At 69.7% G+C, this 15,866-nt stretch carries 9 protein-coding genes; 6 read left to right on the plus strand and 3 right to left on the minus strand.

Annotated features, from left to right (window positions below; all coding sequences use genetic code 11):
• Positions 1–273 precede the first annotated feature (273 nt).
• Both DMC61_RS40110 and DMC61_RS40115 read right to left on the minus strand, forming a co-directional pair.
• A complete protein-coding gene (locus tag DMC61_RS40110) occupies positions 274–1,614 on the minus strand; it encodes a helix-turn-helix transcriptional regulator (protein ID WP_125695648.1) in 1,341 nt (446 codons plus the stop codon).
• A 103-nt stretch (positions 1,615–1,717) separates the two neighbouring features.
• On the minus strand, positions 1,718–3,103 hold the full coding sequence (locus DMC61_RS40115; RefSeq protein WP_158634172.1) for a helix-turn-helix transcriptional regulator: 1,386 nt from the start codon (positions 3,101–3,103) through the stop codon (positions 1,718–1,720).
• Between the two features lie 189 nt (positions 3,104–3,292).
• Between DMC61_RS40115 and DMC61_RS40120 the strand changes: the two genes are divergently transcribed.
• The 4 genes from DMC61_RS40120 (at position 3,293) to DMC61_RS40135 (ending at position 7,425) form a co-directional block, all read left to right on the plus strand.
• A complete protein-coding gene (locus DMC61_RS40120; protein WP_158634173.1) occupies positions 3,293–3,922 on the plus strand; it encodes a type VII secretion system-associated protein in 630 nt (209 codons plus the stop codon).
• Positions 3,923–3,986: 64 nt separating this feature from the next.
• The gene (locus DMC61_RS40125; protein WP_125695651.1) at positions 3,987–4,445 is read left to right on the plus strand and encodes an SsgA family sporulation/cell division regulator; all 459 of its coding nucleotides are present in this window, start codon (positions 3,987–3,989) and stop codon (positions 4,443–4,445) included.
• Positions 4,446–4,600: 155 nt separating this feature from the next.
• Complete coding sequence (locus DMC61_RS40130) at positions 4,601–6,841, plus strand: hypothetical protein (RefSeq protein WP_125695652.1); 2,241 nt, start codon at positions 4,601–4,603, stop codon at positions 6,839–6,841.
• Entirely contained in the window at positions 6,838–7,425 is a 588-nt protein-coding gene (locus tag DMC61_RS40135) for a type VII secretion system-associated protein (RefSeq protein WP_125695653.1), read from the plus strand. Before DMC61_RS40130 ends, DMC61_RS40135 begins: the two co-directional genes overlap by 4 nt.
• Before the next feature lies 1 nt (position 7,426).
• Here DMC61_RS40135 and DMC61_RS40140 read toward each other — a convergent pair whose 3' ends face one another.
• Positions 7,427–10,135 (minus strand): AAA family ATPase, encoded by a 2,709-nt coding sequence (locus tag DMC61_RS40140; protein ID WP_158634174.1) that lies wholly within the window; start codon positions 10,133–10,135, stop codon positions 7,427–7,429.
• 691 nt (positions 10,136–10,826) lie between these two features.
• Here DMC61_RS40140 and DMC61_RS40145 point away from each other — a divergent pair.
• Both DMC61_RS40145 and DMC61_RS40150 read left to right on the plus strand, forming a co-directional pair.
• Positions 10,827–13,412, plus strand: a complete 2,586-nt coding sequence (locus tag DMC61_RS40145) for an AAA family ATPase (RefSeq protein ID WP_125695655.1) — start codon at positions 10,827–10,829, stop codon at positions 13,410–13,412.
• A gap of 40 nt (positions 13,413–13,452) precedes the next feature.
• The gene (locus tag DMC61_RS40150) at positions 13,453–15,861 is read left to right on the plus strand and encodes a right-handed parallel beta-helix repeat-containing protein (RefSeq protein WP_125695656.1); all 2,409 of its coding nucleotides are present in this window, start codon (positions 13,453–13,455) and stop codon (positions 15,859–15,861) included.
• Positions 15,862–15,866 lie beyond the last annotated feature (5 nt).

The following is a 15,866-nucleotide window of genomic DNA, read 5'->3' on the forward strand; positions in this document are numbered from 1 at the left end:
ACAACGCGACCAGACCTTGATCGTCACTCTCCGGCCACGACAAGCCCAGAGTGAACTCCAGGAACTTCCGCACATCCGGCGGAATGTGCACACCCCCGTTGCTCAAGTGCGACACCTCCTCCGAACAACCAAGCCGTCGTCTGCCGGCGGACACGAAACGGCCCGATGCAGGTCACCTTGCATCGGGCCGGTGGCCGCTATCGGGGTGGAGGAACCCGATCGGCCTAAACGGAGGGAATCACTTCGCGAACGAAACCGGTTTCGGATCCAGGGTCAGCCGAGGTCGACGCCCGGGGCCAGCAGCTCTTTGCGGCTGGAGAGCTGGAGCTTGCGATAGACGCCGGAGAGGTGGAACTCGACCGTGCGTACGGTCAGTTCGGTCTTCGCCGCGATCTCTTTGTTGGTGAGCCCGGCCCTGGCCAGACTGGCGACGCGATGTTCTTGCGGGCTCAGCGATTTGCGGGGCGGGGCGTTGTCCACCTTCCGTTGCTCGACGGCGACTTCCCCAGCCAGTCGTCGGTTGCCGATTTCGTGCGCGAGCTCGGCCGCGAGCGAGAACTGCCCAGCCGCCCGGGGGGCATCGCCGGCGGCGGCGAGGGCACGCCCGAATTCCAGGCAGACAGTGGCGAGCTCGACCCGGGCACTGGCGACTTCGAGCAGCTGGACCGCGTCACCGAGCAGCGCGACCTCTTGGCCCTGGCCGGCGACCATCGCCTTCACATACAGCGCGTAACCGACTCCGGCCGGCGCGCCGCAGTGCTTCGCCGCCTCGTGCTCACCATCGGCCAGCGAACGGGCCAGATCCGGGCGGCCGCACCCCGCGGCGGCGAACGCGGCCATGGCGCGCCAGTGCAGGACGGCCTGACTGGCCATGTGCTCGAACGCATGGGTGTCACCGCAGGTCACGAAGTCGTTCAGGGCTTCCTGGTACCTGCCCTCGGCGAGCCGGACGGTGCCGCGCGCGGCCAGCAGCAACGGCCGGTGGGCCGAGGGGCGCCCGGTCAGACCGTCGAGATCGCTTTCTTTGGCCAGGGTCACGGCTTCCTCGATCTCGCCCGCCCGCACCAGGGTTTCGAGCTGCCAGGCGAGTGCGAGGTGACGGACGCTGCGCGGAACACCGGGCCCGACCAGCCCTGACAGCCTGTCCCGGGCGCCGGCCAGGTCGCCGGCCAGCCGGGCGATCTGAGCGCGGACCAGCGGCCACACCAGATCGGTGGCGGGGCCCGCCGGTCCGGCCCGGCCGGCGAGGCGGGTGCAATGAGCGTCGAGCGCCCGGATGGCACGGGCGATGAGCAGCACGGACACCGCCCGCCACACGCAGCGGAGGTCGTTCATGCACGGTGCGGTGGCGAGGGCTCGGTCGGCCAGCTGGGTCGCGAGATTCCGGTCGATTCCCTGCAGCCCGACCGCCATGGCCTCGGTCGCCAGGCAATCCGGGTGCAGAGGAGCGGGAAGGAATTCCTGGGGCTCGTCGTGCCCAGGTATGGCCGGGGTTTGGGTGTGCTCGAAAAGCTGGGTCATCGCCTCGGCCTCGTCTGGACTCGCGCCGTCATCGGACTCTCTTCGGCCATCGCCAAGTTCCCGCTCGTACTCCTCGATCTTCCGTCGCGTCACGTCCGGATCGTCGATCCGGACATTTCGCCAACGACGTTAGGCCGCCCTTGGCAGCCCGTCAACTGCGGAAACCGCGGCTGAGGCAACATTTCACCTCGAATCGTTACAGCGGCGGGAAGAGGACGGAGCGGAGTCCGCCACGTCCGGGGACACCGAGCTTCCGGTAGACCGTGGACAGGCAGAGTTCCACCGTGCGGAGAGAGACGTGCAGCCGTGCCGCGATGTCCTTGTTGCCGAAGCCCAGCCTGGCGAGATAGGCGACTCGGAAGTCCTGGCGGCTCAGCTCGCGGTAACTGCCCCCTTCGCCCCAGCACCGGAGCGCGGTGTCGATGCGGTCGACCCAGAACCGGTTACGCGATCGAGCGGCGAGGTGCCGGGCCGCGGAGAAGGCCTGCTCGCCCTCGGCGAAGTGCCGTTCCAGGCTGAGCTTGGCGCCGAAGTCGTACCAGAGATCGCGCAGGTCGGCGTTCGCGCCGCCGGTTTCCAGCAGAGCGGCGGCGGTGTCCAGGGGGGCGGCTCCTTCGTAACTGTCGGTGATGAGAGCATCCACCCCGAGTGCCCTGCCGATGGGATTGGGGGCGCCCCAGCGGTTCGCCTCCACGACCTCCTCCCTGGCGAGCGCGAGCGAGATGTCCCGCCGCTCGATGGCGTAGGCGTTCCGCGCCGCGGCCGAGCGCCAGGGGATGACCGCGGGGTTGATCACGGATCGTTTCAGCAGTTCACGTCCGCAGGCCATGAAATCGTCGAACGCCGCCTGCGGGCGATCGACGGCTTCGTGCAGGAGCCCTCTCGACCACAGCACCTCGGCCCGGTCGCCCTCGTCGTCGAGCGGGCCGGTCAAGCCGCTCTGGCGCAGCAGGTCTCCGGCGTCCTCCAAGGCGCCGAGGTCGACCAGGGCGGCGACCGTCCAGGCCACCACCAGACCACGCTGCTGATCGTGCACACCGGAGGCGAGAAGACCGGTGAACCGGTTGGCGGCCGTGACCGAGTCCCCGGTCAGGAACGCCACCCTCGCGTGCAGCACGGCCGCCGCGTGGCGATGGCGCTCGGAACTCGACCGCGTGGCGTTGTGCACCGCCCTCGCGCAGTGCTCCCGCGCGGACTCGAGCTGATCCGCATACACGAGAGCCAGCACCGCGTACCAGAAAGTGCCCACCTCCCAGCGTCCAGGCGAACTCAACGCGGTTTCCGCGGCTTCGACCGCTTCGTCGAGCTCGCCGATGCGGTTGACCACCGACAGCGCCTGCATGGCGATGGCGCGTTCGTCCGGGACGATCAGCCGTTCCCCGGCGGTCGGGGACTGGCCCGGCCGGGGGCCGCCGGCGACATAGACCAGGTCCGCCAGTTCGGCCGCGATGACGCCGGTGGGTTCGGACTGCAGGAGGCGGATCGCTTCCAGTGCGGCGTTGTTCGCTTCACTCCAACGGCCCAGCCTGGCGAGTTCGGCCAGGGCGCCTCGGTTGGGAGCAAGGCGATCGACGGGCGGCATCGCGTCTCCGGGTGGTTCGAATCGGCACGGTCCAGCGATGATACCTGTCACGCAAAGTGACGCGAACTGAACCGTCGGTGTTCGATCTGTGTTTTGGGGCGGGATGCACTGTACGTAAACGCGGAATCGCGCACTGGGCCGACCTCGCTGCCTAAGGTGCTCGAAAAACTTCGGCCGGAGAGGATGAGGATGATCGGCGAGGAACCGATGGACCCGGAAGGCAGGCTCCTGCTCGTCGACCAGTTCTGGTACCCCGATCCGGATGACGACGAAGAGGACCCGCCGCTGGAGGCGGTCATCGGGCATTGGCCCGTCTCCGGCGACGGTCAGCTCGGCACCTTCTCGGCGAATCCGGACTACCTGCCGTCCGACGAGGAATCGCCGTCGGATCCGCTGGACGCGGTGCTGCACATGCTCGTGGACGGCGAAGCGAGGTCGGCGCACCTGCAGGTGATGATGGCCGGCCGTCCGTTCGACGTCGCGATGAACGGCGACGGCAGGCCGATGGTGCTCAAGGAAGAAGACGGCACCCTGTCGCTGGTGGTGACCACCGGCGACGCCCATCGGGAACGGTTCCGCGCGCCGGACGTCCGGCGAACCGATCTCGCGGGTCTGGTGGACATGCTCGGGGACGAGCACGACGTCGTGCTCAACCCGGGCGGCCCGTCCGCGACGCGGCTCGCCAACGGGTTCGTGCGCTCCACGGCCGAATTCGGGGCCGACGAGCTGGACGCCATCACCCAGACGTTCCGTGATATCGAGCAACTGGTGATGACCGGGCCGGAGCCCGAACTCGATCAGGCCGTCGCGACCACCTGAAGTTTCGCCGCCTCCAGTGCGCCGAGTAGGGCTGAAATGAAGTCACACCAACGAAAATCCCTTCATGAGTGAGTATGTACTGCCACCGTCCGGCCCGGGCGGCGGGGCCGGCTATTCCACTTGTTGCCATCCGATGGATTTCACGGTCCTTTGCGTGGTCAACGGACGCGCCGAGGTACGAGGGCATTTCAGTTACGACAGCCGGGACCCGTACACGGTTCGGGCCTTCTTCGCGCGAGGCGAGGACGATTTCGTCGAATGGGTCTTCGGGCGTGAGCTGCTGGCCGATGGGCTGCTGAGGGCGGCTGGGCACGGCGACATCCGGATCCGGCCGTCGTCCGACGACCACGCGCTGATTGTGATCGAGCTGACCAGCCCGTTCGGGACCGCGGTGCTCGCCGCGCCGCGCCAGGCGCTGGACGAGTTCTTGGCGTGCGCCGCCGAAATCGTGCCCTTAGGTGAGGAACACCGGCTGCTGGACTGGGATTCGGAGCTGGAGCGCCTGCTCGCCGGAGAGCGGTGAACGACGCCGCGTGTTCGTGAGGGAAGTCCAGCCGATCCCGCCGGTATCCGGGGAACGAGGTTCTCCGGCGGCCGGGCCGAGGGCACCATTTCTCGCGGACACGGGGTTTCCCCGCCGTCCGGACGGACTCGTCGGACCTGCCCGAAGGAGCACGTGTGTCCATTTGGAAAAGGCTTCGCGCACGAGCCGGTGCGGGGCCGAGCACCAAGCCCGAAGCCGCGGCCGGGATCGAACGAACCCCCGCCGGTTATGTCGAGGTCGTCCACTTGGCGGGTGCCGTGCCCCATCGGGCCCGTCTGTTCGCGTCGTCGCTGGCGCCGGATCCGCATCACCGCCTGCTGGTCGTCGACCTGCCGGAGAGCGAACTGGAAGAACTCGCCGGTGTACTCCCGGTGGGAACGCGAGGAGTGCGCCTGGTTCCCGTCCCGTCGGGGCAGGACCTTTCGTGGGTGGACGGCCAGTCTCTGGCGGAAACTCTCGGAAGCGCGGTCCTGCTCCCGCACGGGACGGTGCGGCCCTCGCACGCGGGTGTGTCCTTCGACGACCCGGTCACCGACGGCCGCTGGGTGCGGTACCGCCCTGGAGCCGAGGCGACCTGGGCGGGCAGGAGGTTGCCGCAGCCGTCCTGGGACGTGCCGGGTTCCTTGGCCGAGACCCAGGTGCTCGGCAAGGACGTCGTCGCCGAACCGCTGCCGTCGGGTGTCTGGCTCCGGGCGGCGGGCGACGACCGGTGGATCCGCGCCGCTCGGTCCAGGCTGACTCGCTGGGTGCCTTGCCGGTCCGACGAGATCCTCGTCGCGCTCGGCGCCGAAGGTCTGGCGCCGTTGCCGATCGACGTGGTTTCGCGATGGTGGGAATCCTTCGTCGGGCCGCGTCGGGAACTTCTGCGCTTCGTCCAATTCGGACCGGTGCGGACCGACGCCGGAAAGCCGATGGGACAGGCGCTTTCCGACTCGACCGGCGCGGAGATCGTCGTCTACTGCGGCCTGCCGGTGCAGTCCGTGAACGGTCCCGAAGTCGTCGCACTATGGCCTGACGGCTCCCACGGCTGGTCGATGTTCGCCCACACCGTGGCCTACCGGCCGCAAGGCACGGACGAGACCGGCCGGGTGGCACCGGTCTTGCGCACGTACCGGAAACCGATTCCGAGGCTGCCGAAGGTCGCTGCTGGGGTTTACCGGTACGACTCGGACACCGTGGTCGAGGTAGTGCCTGCGGGATTGTGGATCCGCGGCGAGGAAGAGCCCGTTCACAGCGACTTCGTACGTACCCTGCCACCGGATCCGCGGGCGCCGACCGTGTTCCACAACGCGTCGGACGGGGAGATGACCGCGCACCATTGGCAAGGCGCGGAAGACGTGGCCGAGAGGCTGCGGCAGGCCACCGGGGTGGCGGTGCGGGTGGTGCCCACCGACGGGATCGAGCCGGCGCCGCCGACCAGCTGGGTGGCTCACCCCGGGGAACGTAAGGCGTCCGGTGAACCGACGGCCGCCGCCCCCGTCGCCGAAGAGCAGGGCGAAACGGAAGAGTCGCTGGTCCTCTTGATGCAACTCGTCGGCGGGAATCAGGACGCGGACAGCGAAGACACCGGCTCGCGTGGTCTCGGCATGGCCGTTCTCGAAACGGACCCGTCGGCCGAGTCCGACGAAACCGAAGACCCCGAGCCGATCTACGACGCGCTCGTACCGGAGCAGGTTGCTCCCGTCGACTCCGTGCCGGACCCCGTCCGCGATCGAGCGCTCATCCGGGAGGCCTGGCCGGAGCATTTCGCCGATGCGGTGGAAGCAGAAGACCAGGACGCGTTCACCGATCTGATGGCGGCGCGGTTGCTCCTCGGTCCGTTGGGCCGTGAAGCCGGGATGGACGCGGCCGGTCCGCTGGCCGCGCTCGGCAGGCGCGCGGCGGAAGGCATCGTCGACCTGCCGCGGCACCGCGGTGCGACGGTGGCGGCGGTCGCTCCGGACGTGGCCCAATGGGCGTCGCTCGACGAACGCGCCGTCCTGGTCGAGCCGGGCGTCTGTGCGATGTCCCTCGCGCCTCCGCCGCTCGGGGCCGGGACCACCGATCTGCTCGTCTGGTCCATGTCCGGACGGTTGGTGGAACGGCCCGATGGAAACGGGAAGGGGGTCGTCTTCCCGCCGGGTACCTCGTTCGCGGTCCTCGACGTCGTCGAACCGGCGGACGGCCTACGAGGACGAGTGCTGCTGAGGGAACTGAGCGATCGCGAACTCGAAAAGCGCGCGCGTTCACTGGACGATTTGATCCTGTCGTCGCTGCGGCAGTCCGCCGAACGCTGGCGCCGGACCGAAGCCGGTGAGCCGACGCCGGACGGCGAGGTCGGCCGCCTGCCGGGCATGTCCGCCGGATCCGTGCTCGAAGGGAGCCTCAGCCGATGACCGGGAAGCAGGACACGGCGCCGACCCTGGTGGAGTTGTTCGACGGCGGCGAGGTGAAGCTGCTGCTCGATCCTGCCTGGGGCGCGGAAAACGAGGACGACGCCGAGCCGCCACCGGACGCCATCCTGGGCGGCTGGGCCGTGACCGCCGACGGGATGTGGACCCGGTTCCGGTCCAATCCCGACTACCGGCCGCGGTCCGCCGACGCACCGCTGGACCCGGTGGACGCCGTGCTCCGCGCGATGGCGCGTGGCGTCGGCGAAGACCTCACGGACGACCTGACCTCCACACTGTTCGACACCGTGTTCGGGGTGGCCGTCGACGAGAAGAACGTCGCCCTGGTGCGAAGTGCGCCGGACGGTGTCTCCTCGGTCCTGGCCACTACCGCATACGGGCACCGCGCCCTGCTCGACGTTCCCGGCTGGGTGGAGGTGACCTTGCCCCAGCTGGCTGCCGCGTTGCCCGAAACCGGGGTGGACGTCCTGCTCAATCCCGGCTCCCCGGCGGCGATGCGGGTGCGGGCCGACGTGATCAGGGCGACCGCCGAGTCACCGGACGGTGTCCTCGACGCGGAGAAGCGGTGAATCAGGCGGATGGTGCTCCCGTCTCGAACTCGCCGTTGAGCAAAGCCTTCGACAGTTCGATCCGTGACCGGTGGCCGGTTCGGGAGGCGAGCCTGCTCAGCCTTCCTTCGACACTCTTCTCACTGGTGCGCAAGGCCGACGCGAGTTGCTTGTTGCTCAGGCCCTCGGACATCAGCACCGCGAGCAGATGTTCGTTCTCCGCTACGGCTTCCTGACGTCCGGGCACCGGGATACCGCGTTCACGCATGATGCTGCGGGTCCGCGCGCGCACGAGCAGGCAACCGTGCGCACCGAGGGTCTCGTAGACCTCGCTGAGCCCGTCGGGATCGGCGACCCCGTGTTTGATCAGCTTGGCCTGGATCTTGGTCTGTTCGAGCGGCTGCCCGCGTTCACCGCAGCGGCGCAGGCATTCGGCCGCCGCCGCGCGATCACCGGTCACGATCGCGCGGACGAACAGCGCGTGGATGACGTTGCGGACGGTCGGGGTGGTTTCCGCGAGCCGTTCGATGTCGGCGAGGCAGCGTTCCGCGGTCGCGCGATCGCCCAGATCGATCGTCAGGTCGGCCAGCAGGGCCCAGACGAGGTCCAGGCCGATGACGATCCCGCGTGCTTCGGCGTAGGCGAGGGCGGCGCGCACTTTCGCGGCCGCGCTCACCGGATCGCCGAGCAGGAGGTCGTACTCCGCGTCGGCGAGATCCAGCAGGTGCGCGAGCACGGGGTTCGTCGATCGTGCGTTGGCGAGCAGTTGCCGGGCGGTGGCGAATTTCCCGCAGGAGGCCAGCATCGAAACGATCAGGTGGTGCATGCCGCTGTAACCGGCGTCGAAACCGCCGCTGGAGCGGTAGGCGAGGGCGCGGCGCGCGATGTCGGTCGCCGAGTCGATGTCGCCCTTCAGCGCGGCGATCATCACCCGGCTGCTCGGGTGGAGTTCTTCCTCCGGCAGCTCCTCCTCGGCGAGCAGGCTTTCGGCGGGCCCGAGTTCGCCGCTCGTCAGCAAACCCGCGACGTGCAGGTTGACCTGCTCGGCGTGATAGCGCCGGACCGTGCGCAATGGCCACCCGGCCCGGTCTTCGATGGAGGTTTCGAAATAGCGCAGGTCGCCGACGCACAGCCGGGCGAAGCTACGGTGGAGGCTCGCGAACATCGCGGACGTGGTGTTGCCCGCGGTCCACTGGTCGGCGCCTTCGGCCAGCAGCCGGTCGGTTTCGGCCCAGCGGTCGAGCATGCCGCACGCCAGCGCCCTGGTCACGAGCGTGGCTTCGGGGGTGCCCGGCCAGTGGTGGTGGCCTTCGGCCAAGGCGGACAACGGCTCGGTCCGGGCCAGCCGCCCGAGCGCGACCACGGCCGCGGTCTGGAGTTCCTGCGCGGTCCCGGCGGAAAGGTGGTCGGCGAAGTTCTCCAGCAACCGGCGCGCCCCGTGCAGGCTTTCGGCGTACTTCCCCCGCGAATGGCAGATCGCCGTGTGGGTCAGGAGGATCATCATCCGCTGCGAACGGTTCTCGGCCAGTTCGACGGCGGCGCCGAGCCAGCGCAGCGCGACCTCCATCCGGTCTTCACTCGCCGCCGTGCTCTGCCGGAGCAGGTGCCCGAGAGCACGCCGCGAGTCGACGAGCTTGCCCGCGTCGACCACCCGGTCGCTCAGGTAGTCGGCATCCGGGCAGGCCGCCGCACCCGTCCAGACCGCGGTGACCGCCTTCGCCGCGAACTGCTGCTTCGTGCAGGGCCCCATCCCCGCGATCAGCGAGGAGGCGATCTGCGGGATCACGAACCGCCAGCCGCTGTCCGCCCCCTTGTGCAGAACGCCGTGGCGGCGCAGGACTTCGAGGTCGCGGATCACTGCCTCCTCCGCTACCTCCAGCGCTTCGGCGGCCAGTACGGGCATGGCTGGCCCGAGGGGAGCGAGGACGGCCGCGGCTTCGGCGGTGCCGAGGACGCTCGGACCGAGTCCCGCGCACATCTCGGTGATCCCTCCGCGGGACATCGGCGCGCCGGCTCGCGGAGCGGGCACCAGGTAGGCCCGTTTGTCCACGACCCTGACCTGGCCGAGCCGTTCGAGGTGCTCGTAGGCCTCGTGGAAGGCCGCGCGGACCCCGCGGCTCTGCGCGTGCAGGAAATCGACCAGTTCGGGTTCCGGGAGCACACTCGCGGTCGAGGTCACCTCCCGGCCGATCTCCGTCCTCGACATCGGACGCATCCGGAAATGGCGGACGAGACCGGATTTCCGGAGCTCGTCCACCGCTTCCGAGGCCACCGGCTCCAGCACGGGGGTCCGGACCGCGCAGACGCAGCGGATCGTGCCGCTCGCCGCGCGGCGGGTCAGGGCGGAGAGGATCGCGAGTGAGTCGGGGTCGACCCAGTGCGCGTCGTCGATCAGCAGGAACGACCGGCCGCCGGGCCGCTGCAGGGAAGCCAGCAACGCCGCCGCCGCCCGTTCGGCCACCGCCTGATCGGACCGGGCCCCCGCGACCGGGCCGAAGGAGGCCAGAGTCGGCTCGCGGGGAACGGACACCGAATCGGCCGCGCCGGTCCTGAACAGCGACGGCAGCACGTCCCCGCGCGCGGTGAACCGGACGGCGGAAACCCGCCCCCCGTCCTCGCGTACCCGGGTACCGAGTTCGGCGAGCGCCGTCGTGCGCCCGGCGCCGGCCCGGCCGGTCACCAGCACGAGCGGCTCATCGGATTCGTTTACGGTATCGAACAGATCCTCCACGCCGAGAATCGTCGCCGACGAAGAGGCGGCTACGAACCGTTCGTGGCCGCGCGAAGCGAAAATTTCCGGCGATTCTGCCCCTAGGAACGCCGGATGGATTCTCATGGCGGACTCGGCCGGTTGGAAAAAAGGGCGATTTCGTTCGCCGTGAACTCGTTCCTTCGGTCACCGGTATTCGTTTTCCGGTAGGTCATCCCATGGTGTCGGAGAATTGTCCCATCAGGCGAGACGTGGGTTTTACCTGGTCGGGGCCCCGGCCCATACTGCGTTCCGGGAACTGATTCCCTGTGCCCTGGAAGAGGGGTGCGGGACAAGTGGCCGAGGTGATCGAATAGCATGGCTTGTCGTTGGTGGGAGCAGGAAACCAAGCCGAAAAACCGCGTGAAGTCCGCGAAAGGATGCGGATGCCGGGTAGTTCCTGCGTCACCGTTGCCGACCGAGGTGACGGCATCGGGTGCCCTTCGTGCTTTCGGTGAAATAGCTCTTTTCTCGAAGGTGGCGTGTCGATCCGATGGCAGCTCGGAGTAGCTCGTCCGGGTAGCGGGAGCGCCTCACTTGCTTTTTCGTCCATCGGTTCTGCCTGAAAGAACATCGGGCGGGCCCGCGGATGCCGATTTCGGTGGATAGAGATTTACTTGAGTCGTGGGTGGTGTGCTGGATATCCGGGTGATGTAGCGGAAAGGAACATGGGATGGCGCGGCAGGGCAATGGTTTTGTCGGACGCCGTGCGGAGTTGACCACGCTCGCCGGCGCGGCCGCCGTCGCTGCGGGCCCAGCGCCCTTGTCGGTGCTGTCCGGCGAGCGCGGCGCGGGCAAGTCGGCGACCTTGACCCAGCTCGGCCGTCGTTTACGCGAAGGAGGCGTCACCACCCTTTGCGTGTCGTGCGACAGTCCTCTTCCGGCTTGGGACCGTTACGGGATCACCTTGCTCGTCGCCGCGATCCGGGGCGCGTTCGAATCCTTCGCAGGTCGTCCACGGCTTTCCGAGGCTGTCGACGCCGTGGTCCGCCAGTGCCAGGAAGAGGCCTATGCCTCGGCCTGGGATCGTTACCGGCTGCTCAACGCCGTGGGTGGGTTGTTCGCCCGGCTCGGCGGGACGCGCCGCGTCGTGGTGCTTCTCGACGACGCGGATCTGCTGGCGGAGCCGGAACCGGTGCTCACCGCCCTGCAGCGGTTCGGCCGGCCGGTCGTGGCGGCCTGCACGCCCGGCGGGCCGGTGGCCGGACGGCTGCGCACCCTCGCGGACACCGTCGTCGAACTCGGGTCGCTCACCGGGGAAGAGTCCGAGAGGCTCCTGCGCAAGGCCGTCGGCGCTCCGGTCGACATCGCGCTTCGGGACGCCGTGCGATCCGCGCTCGGTCCGCTCTGGGGGAATCCGGGGACCTTGCTGTCCACAGTGGCCGATCTGCGACGGCTGGGGCGGCTCGTTCCGGTCTGCGGGGCGGTCTGCCTCCGCGAGCCCGGCCGCGATGTCAGCCTCGCTCCGGACCACCACCTGCTGGAGACGGTCTCGGAGTTCGGCGCGGACGGACGGGATCTCGTGCTGCTCGCCGCCGGGCGGGGCGGCCTCGACATCGACGGTCTCCCGGTGCTCGCGATGGCGACGGGTGGTTCGCCCACCGGCTTCACCCGCCGGGCCGACGCGCTGGTCCGCGCCGGGGTGCTGCACACCCGAACCCCCGGCCGGTTGACCTGTCTCTGTCCCGCGCTGGCGGCCTCGGTCGTCGAGCAGACCGGAGCGGACCGGGTCACCTGGTTGCATCGCATGATCGCGCGCCAGCTGCTCGACGCGCGGTCCCGGTACGCGCGCCCGATCTCCATCCTCGCCGAGCACGTCGTCGCCGCGGGCCGGGCCCTCGCGCCCCGCCCGGAGCTCGTCGGTCTGCTTCGCGACGACGAAGTGCGGCTCCAGCCGTTCGACCGGTCGAAGCTGATCGCCCACCGGTACGTGTCCTGGTGGCACACCGAACCGGGTGAGGAACGTGACCGGGCGTGGACCGAACTGGTGCGCCTGCTGGCCCGTTCCGGTGCGCCGACCGAGCTGGCGGGCCTGCTCCTGGAACAGGACGGGGACTCCAGCGGGACACAGATGGCGGCCGCGGCGATGGTGTCGCTCTGCGCGGGAACGGCGGTGTCCACCGAACAGCCGGTGGCACAGGGCCCGGTCGTGAACCGGTGGCTGTCCGGTTCCCCCGTCCGGTTCGAAGACGTCTTGGCGGAATTCGCCGTTCTCGGTGCCCCCGTCGCCGAGGTGGCGGTCGCGGACGCCCGGGTCGAAGCGGCCTGCGCCTCCGGCGACCTGGCCCCCGCGCTCGATCTGGTCCTCGGGCCGGACCACCGGCTGCCCGCGCACGGGCCGCTGGCGGCCTATCACCGCGTGTACGGCGGCTACCTCGACGGCGACTGGGACGAGGCGCTCAGCGCCGCCCGCGAGGTGGAGCTCGATCCCGCGTCGCCGGAACCACTGCGGACGCGGACGCGGCTGCTGGCGGCCGAGATCTGCGGCTGGCGCGGGGATGACCGCGGCGCCGCGGCCTGGCTCGACAAGGCGAAAGCGGCGGAGGTTTCCCCGTTGGCCTTGTGGGCGGCCATGGGGCCGCGTGTCGTGAGCGGGACGGCGTCCGAAGCCCTGGACGAAGGCTGGGCGGTTTACCGAGCGGGGGCAAGGCTCCCCGACGAGGCGGGGATCATGCGCTCGCTCACGCGCTTGCTGCTCATCGCGGCGGAGTACCGGGAAGCGCACTGGATTCGCCGGTTGCGCTCCGAGGCCGACGCGCAGCACCAGCGGTTCGGGTCGCTGTGGAGCGCCGAGGTCACCGCCCTCGCCCATGGCCTCGCCGAGGACGCGCGAGTCGGTTCGGCCGCCGTCGTGGAGCTGGTCCGGGCCAGGGGAGACCGGTTCGGGCTGGCCACCGTGTGCCTGGCCGTGGGCAGGATCGCCGAAGAACCGCTCGGACTGCTCACCGAAGCCTACGAGACCGCTCAGGACCTTGGCGCGACCAAGCTGGCGTCGGCGGTCCGGCAGGCGATGGCCGACCGCGGCCTGACCGTGCCGGTCGTGCGGGCCAAGAGCCTCGAACTGTCCGAGATCGAGGTGCGCATCGTCGGGTTCGTGCGGCAGGGACGGACGAACCGGCAGATCGCCGGGAGCCTCCAGATGAGCGAGAAGACCGTCGAAAAGTACCTCACCCGGCTCTACAGCAAGGTGGGCTGCCGCAACCGGTACGGATTGGCGACGTCCGATTTGGACGGCTGGACCGAGCAGGTCGGGGCATGAGCACGCGAACCGGGGCAGGCCCGGAGGAGGAACGCGGAACGTGAACCAGAACGTCATCATGGTCGCGCAGGGGCCGGGCAACGGCTACCGGCGCATCGGCGACGCGGTGGCCGCCGCCCCGCACGGCGCGGTGATCGTCGTGGGGCCGGGCCGGTACGCCGAGAACCTGGTGCTCACCAGGCCGGTCACGATCACCGCCGAGGACGGTCTCGGTTCGGTGCGGGTGGCCCCGCCTTCCGGGGTCGCGGTGATCCTCGACTCGGATTCCGCGGCGCTCGCCGGGCTGACGATCGCTTCGGCCGACGAGGAGAACCCCGCGATCCTGGTCGCTCGCGGGCAATTGAGCGTCTCGGAATGCGCGGTGCGGGCGGAGGGCTGGACGACCGTGTTCGCCGCGGCCCAGGGCACCCTCCTCATGAGGAACTGCGAGATCGGCAACTCCGTCGGCGCGGGGGTGGTCGTCACCTCACCCGAAGGCGGAGTGCTCGACGCCTGCCGCCTGGAAGCGCTCGGGACCTCCGGGGTCGTCGTCGCGGAGGACGGGGTGCTGCTCATGCGCTCCTGCTCCGTCGACACCGCGGCGGGGAACGGGATCTGCCTGAACGGGCGCGGAAAGCTGACCGTCGAGGACACGACGGTCGCCCGCGCCGCGAAGCCCGCGGTCGCCGTCGAGCAGGAGGCGACGCTCACCGCCACCCGGCTGACCGTGTCCGACGCCGAAACGGTCGGGTTCTATCTCGCGAGCTCGAAACCGGTGGTGCTGGAGGAGTGCGTGGTCGAGCGATCCGCGGCCGACGGCATCTTCGTGGCGGAAGGATGCGCCCCGGTGCTGCGGGGCTGCGCCGTGCGGACGGCCGGAAACCACGGCGTGCACTACACCGGCCGCGCGGCGGGGACCGCCACCGGCACTGAAGTGTCCGATGTGGACGGAGTGGGCATCGGCGTGAGTGCCCGGAGCGTGCCCGAATTCGACCGGGTCACCGTTTCCGCCTGCACGATCGCGGGGGTGCGCGTCGACGACGGCGCCGATCCGTTCTTCCGCCGCCTGCGAGTGCTCGGCTGTGACGGTGCCTCCGTCGAGATGACCGGTGCGGCGAGGGGAACCTGGGAGAACCTCGAAATCGAAGAAGGCCGCGGCGTGGGGATCATGGTGACCGACGGGGCCCGCCCGTCGGTCACCGGGTTGAGCCTGAGCCGCACGGCGGACGCCGGGGTGCGCGTGCTGGGCGCCGCGCTGACCCTGACCGACAGCGCCTTGTCCGGCACCGGCGCCGAAGGGGTGCACGCGGGCTCCGGGGCGGACGTGTCGGTGACCGGAAGCCGGGTCCACGGCAGCGCGGGCGCCGGTTGCCTGTTCGCCGACGGCGCTTCGGGCACCATCACCGATTCGGAGTTCACCGGCGGATCGGCCGACGGGATCCGGCTGGACACCGAAGAGGCGGTCCGCGTCTCCGGCTGCACGGTTCGCGACAATCACGCGAGCGGGTTGCGCCAGACCCATCCGAATCCGGCCATCGAGGTGCACGGTCTCGTCTCCGGCGGCAATCTGGCACCCGACGCCTACGGCACTTCCGCTTCGGCGGGCGCGGCGGCTCCCGCCGCGCGGCCGGATCAGCCGGCGGCGGCCGCCCGGAACAGCGTGGCGGATCCGCTGGCCGAGATGCAGACGCTGGTCGGCCTCGCCGGGGTCAAACGGGAGGTCAACTCCCTGATCAACCTCAACAAGATGGCGCAGCGCCGCAAGGACGCGGGACTCTCGGCGCCACCGATGGCGCGCCACCTGGTCTTCGCCGGGGCACCGGGCACCGGGAAGACGACCGTCGCCCGGCTCTACGGCCAGGTGCTCGCGCAGCTGGGCGTCCTCCGCAAGGGACATCTGATCGAGGTCGCGCGGGCGGATCTGGTCGCGCAGATCATCGGCGGCACGGCGATCAAGACGACCGAAGCCTTCAACACCGCGCTCGGCGGGGTGCTGTTCATCGACGAGGCGTACACGCTGAGCTCCGGTTCGGGCAAGGGCGGCACCGGCCCGGACTTCGGCCGTGAGGCGATCGACACCCTGGTCAAGCTCATGGAAGACCATCGCGACGACGTCGTGGTGATCGCCGCCGGGTACTCGAACGAGATGCTGAGTTTCCTCGAAGCCAACCCCGGGATGGAGTCGCGTTTCAGCCGCACGATCGAGTTCGCCAACTACACGCCGGACGAACTGGTCACGATCGTGCGGGTGCAGTGCGCGAAGCACGACTACCGGCTGACCGAGGACGCCGTCGAAGTCCTGCTCAAGTACTTCGACGCGATCCCGAAGGACGGCACGTTCGGCAACGGCCGGACTGCGCGCCGGGTGTTCGAGCGGATGACCGATCGCCAAGCCTCTCGGCTGGCCGAGATCGACGATCCCTCGTCGGCCGACATGACGTTGCTGACCGCGGCCGACGTCGAAACCTGAGAGAC

Source organism: Amycolatopsis sp. WAC 04169, assembly GCF_003947535.1.
In the GTDB taxonomy this organism is placed as follows: Bacteria; Actinomycetota; Actinomycetes; order Mycobacteriales; family Pseudonocardiaceae; genus Amycolatopsis; species Amycolatopsis keratiniphila.

Excerpts from the sequence above, each read along its gene's own strand:
- DMC61_RS40120 (WP_158634173.1), top strand. The coding sequence starts at position 3,293 with ATGATCGGCGAGGAACCGATGGACCCGGAAGGCAGGCTCCTGCTCGTC.
- DMC61_RS40135 (WP_125695653.1), top strand. The coding sequence starts at position 6,838 with ATGACCGGGAAGCAGGACACGGCGCCGACCCTGGTGGAGTTGTTCGAC.
- DMC61_RS40145 (WP_125695655.1), top strand. The coding sequence starts at position 10,827 with ATGGCGCGGCAGGGCAATGGTTTTGTCGGACGCCGTGCGGAGTTGACC.
- DMC61_RS40115 (WP_158634172.1), bottom strand. The coding sequence starts at position 3,103 with ATGCCGCCCGTCGATCGCCTTGCTCCCAACCGAGGCGCCCTGGCCGAA.
- DMC61_RS40125 (WP_125695651.1), top strand. The coding sequence starts at position 3,987 with ATGAGTGAGTATGTACTGCCACCGTCCGGCCCGGGCGGCGGGGCCGGC.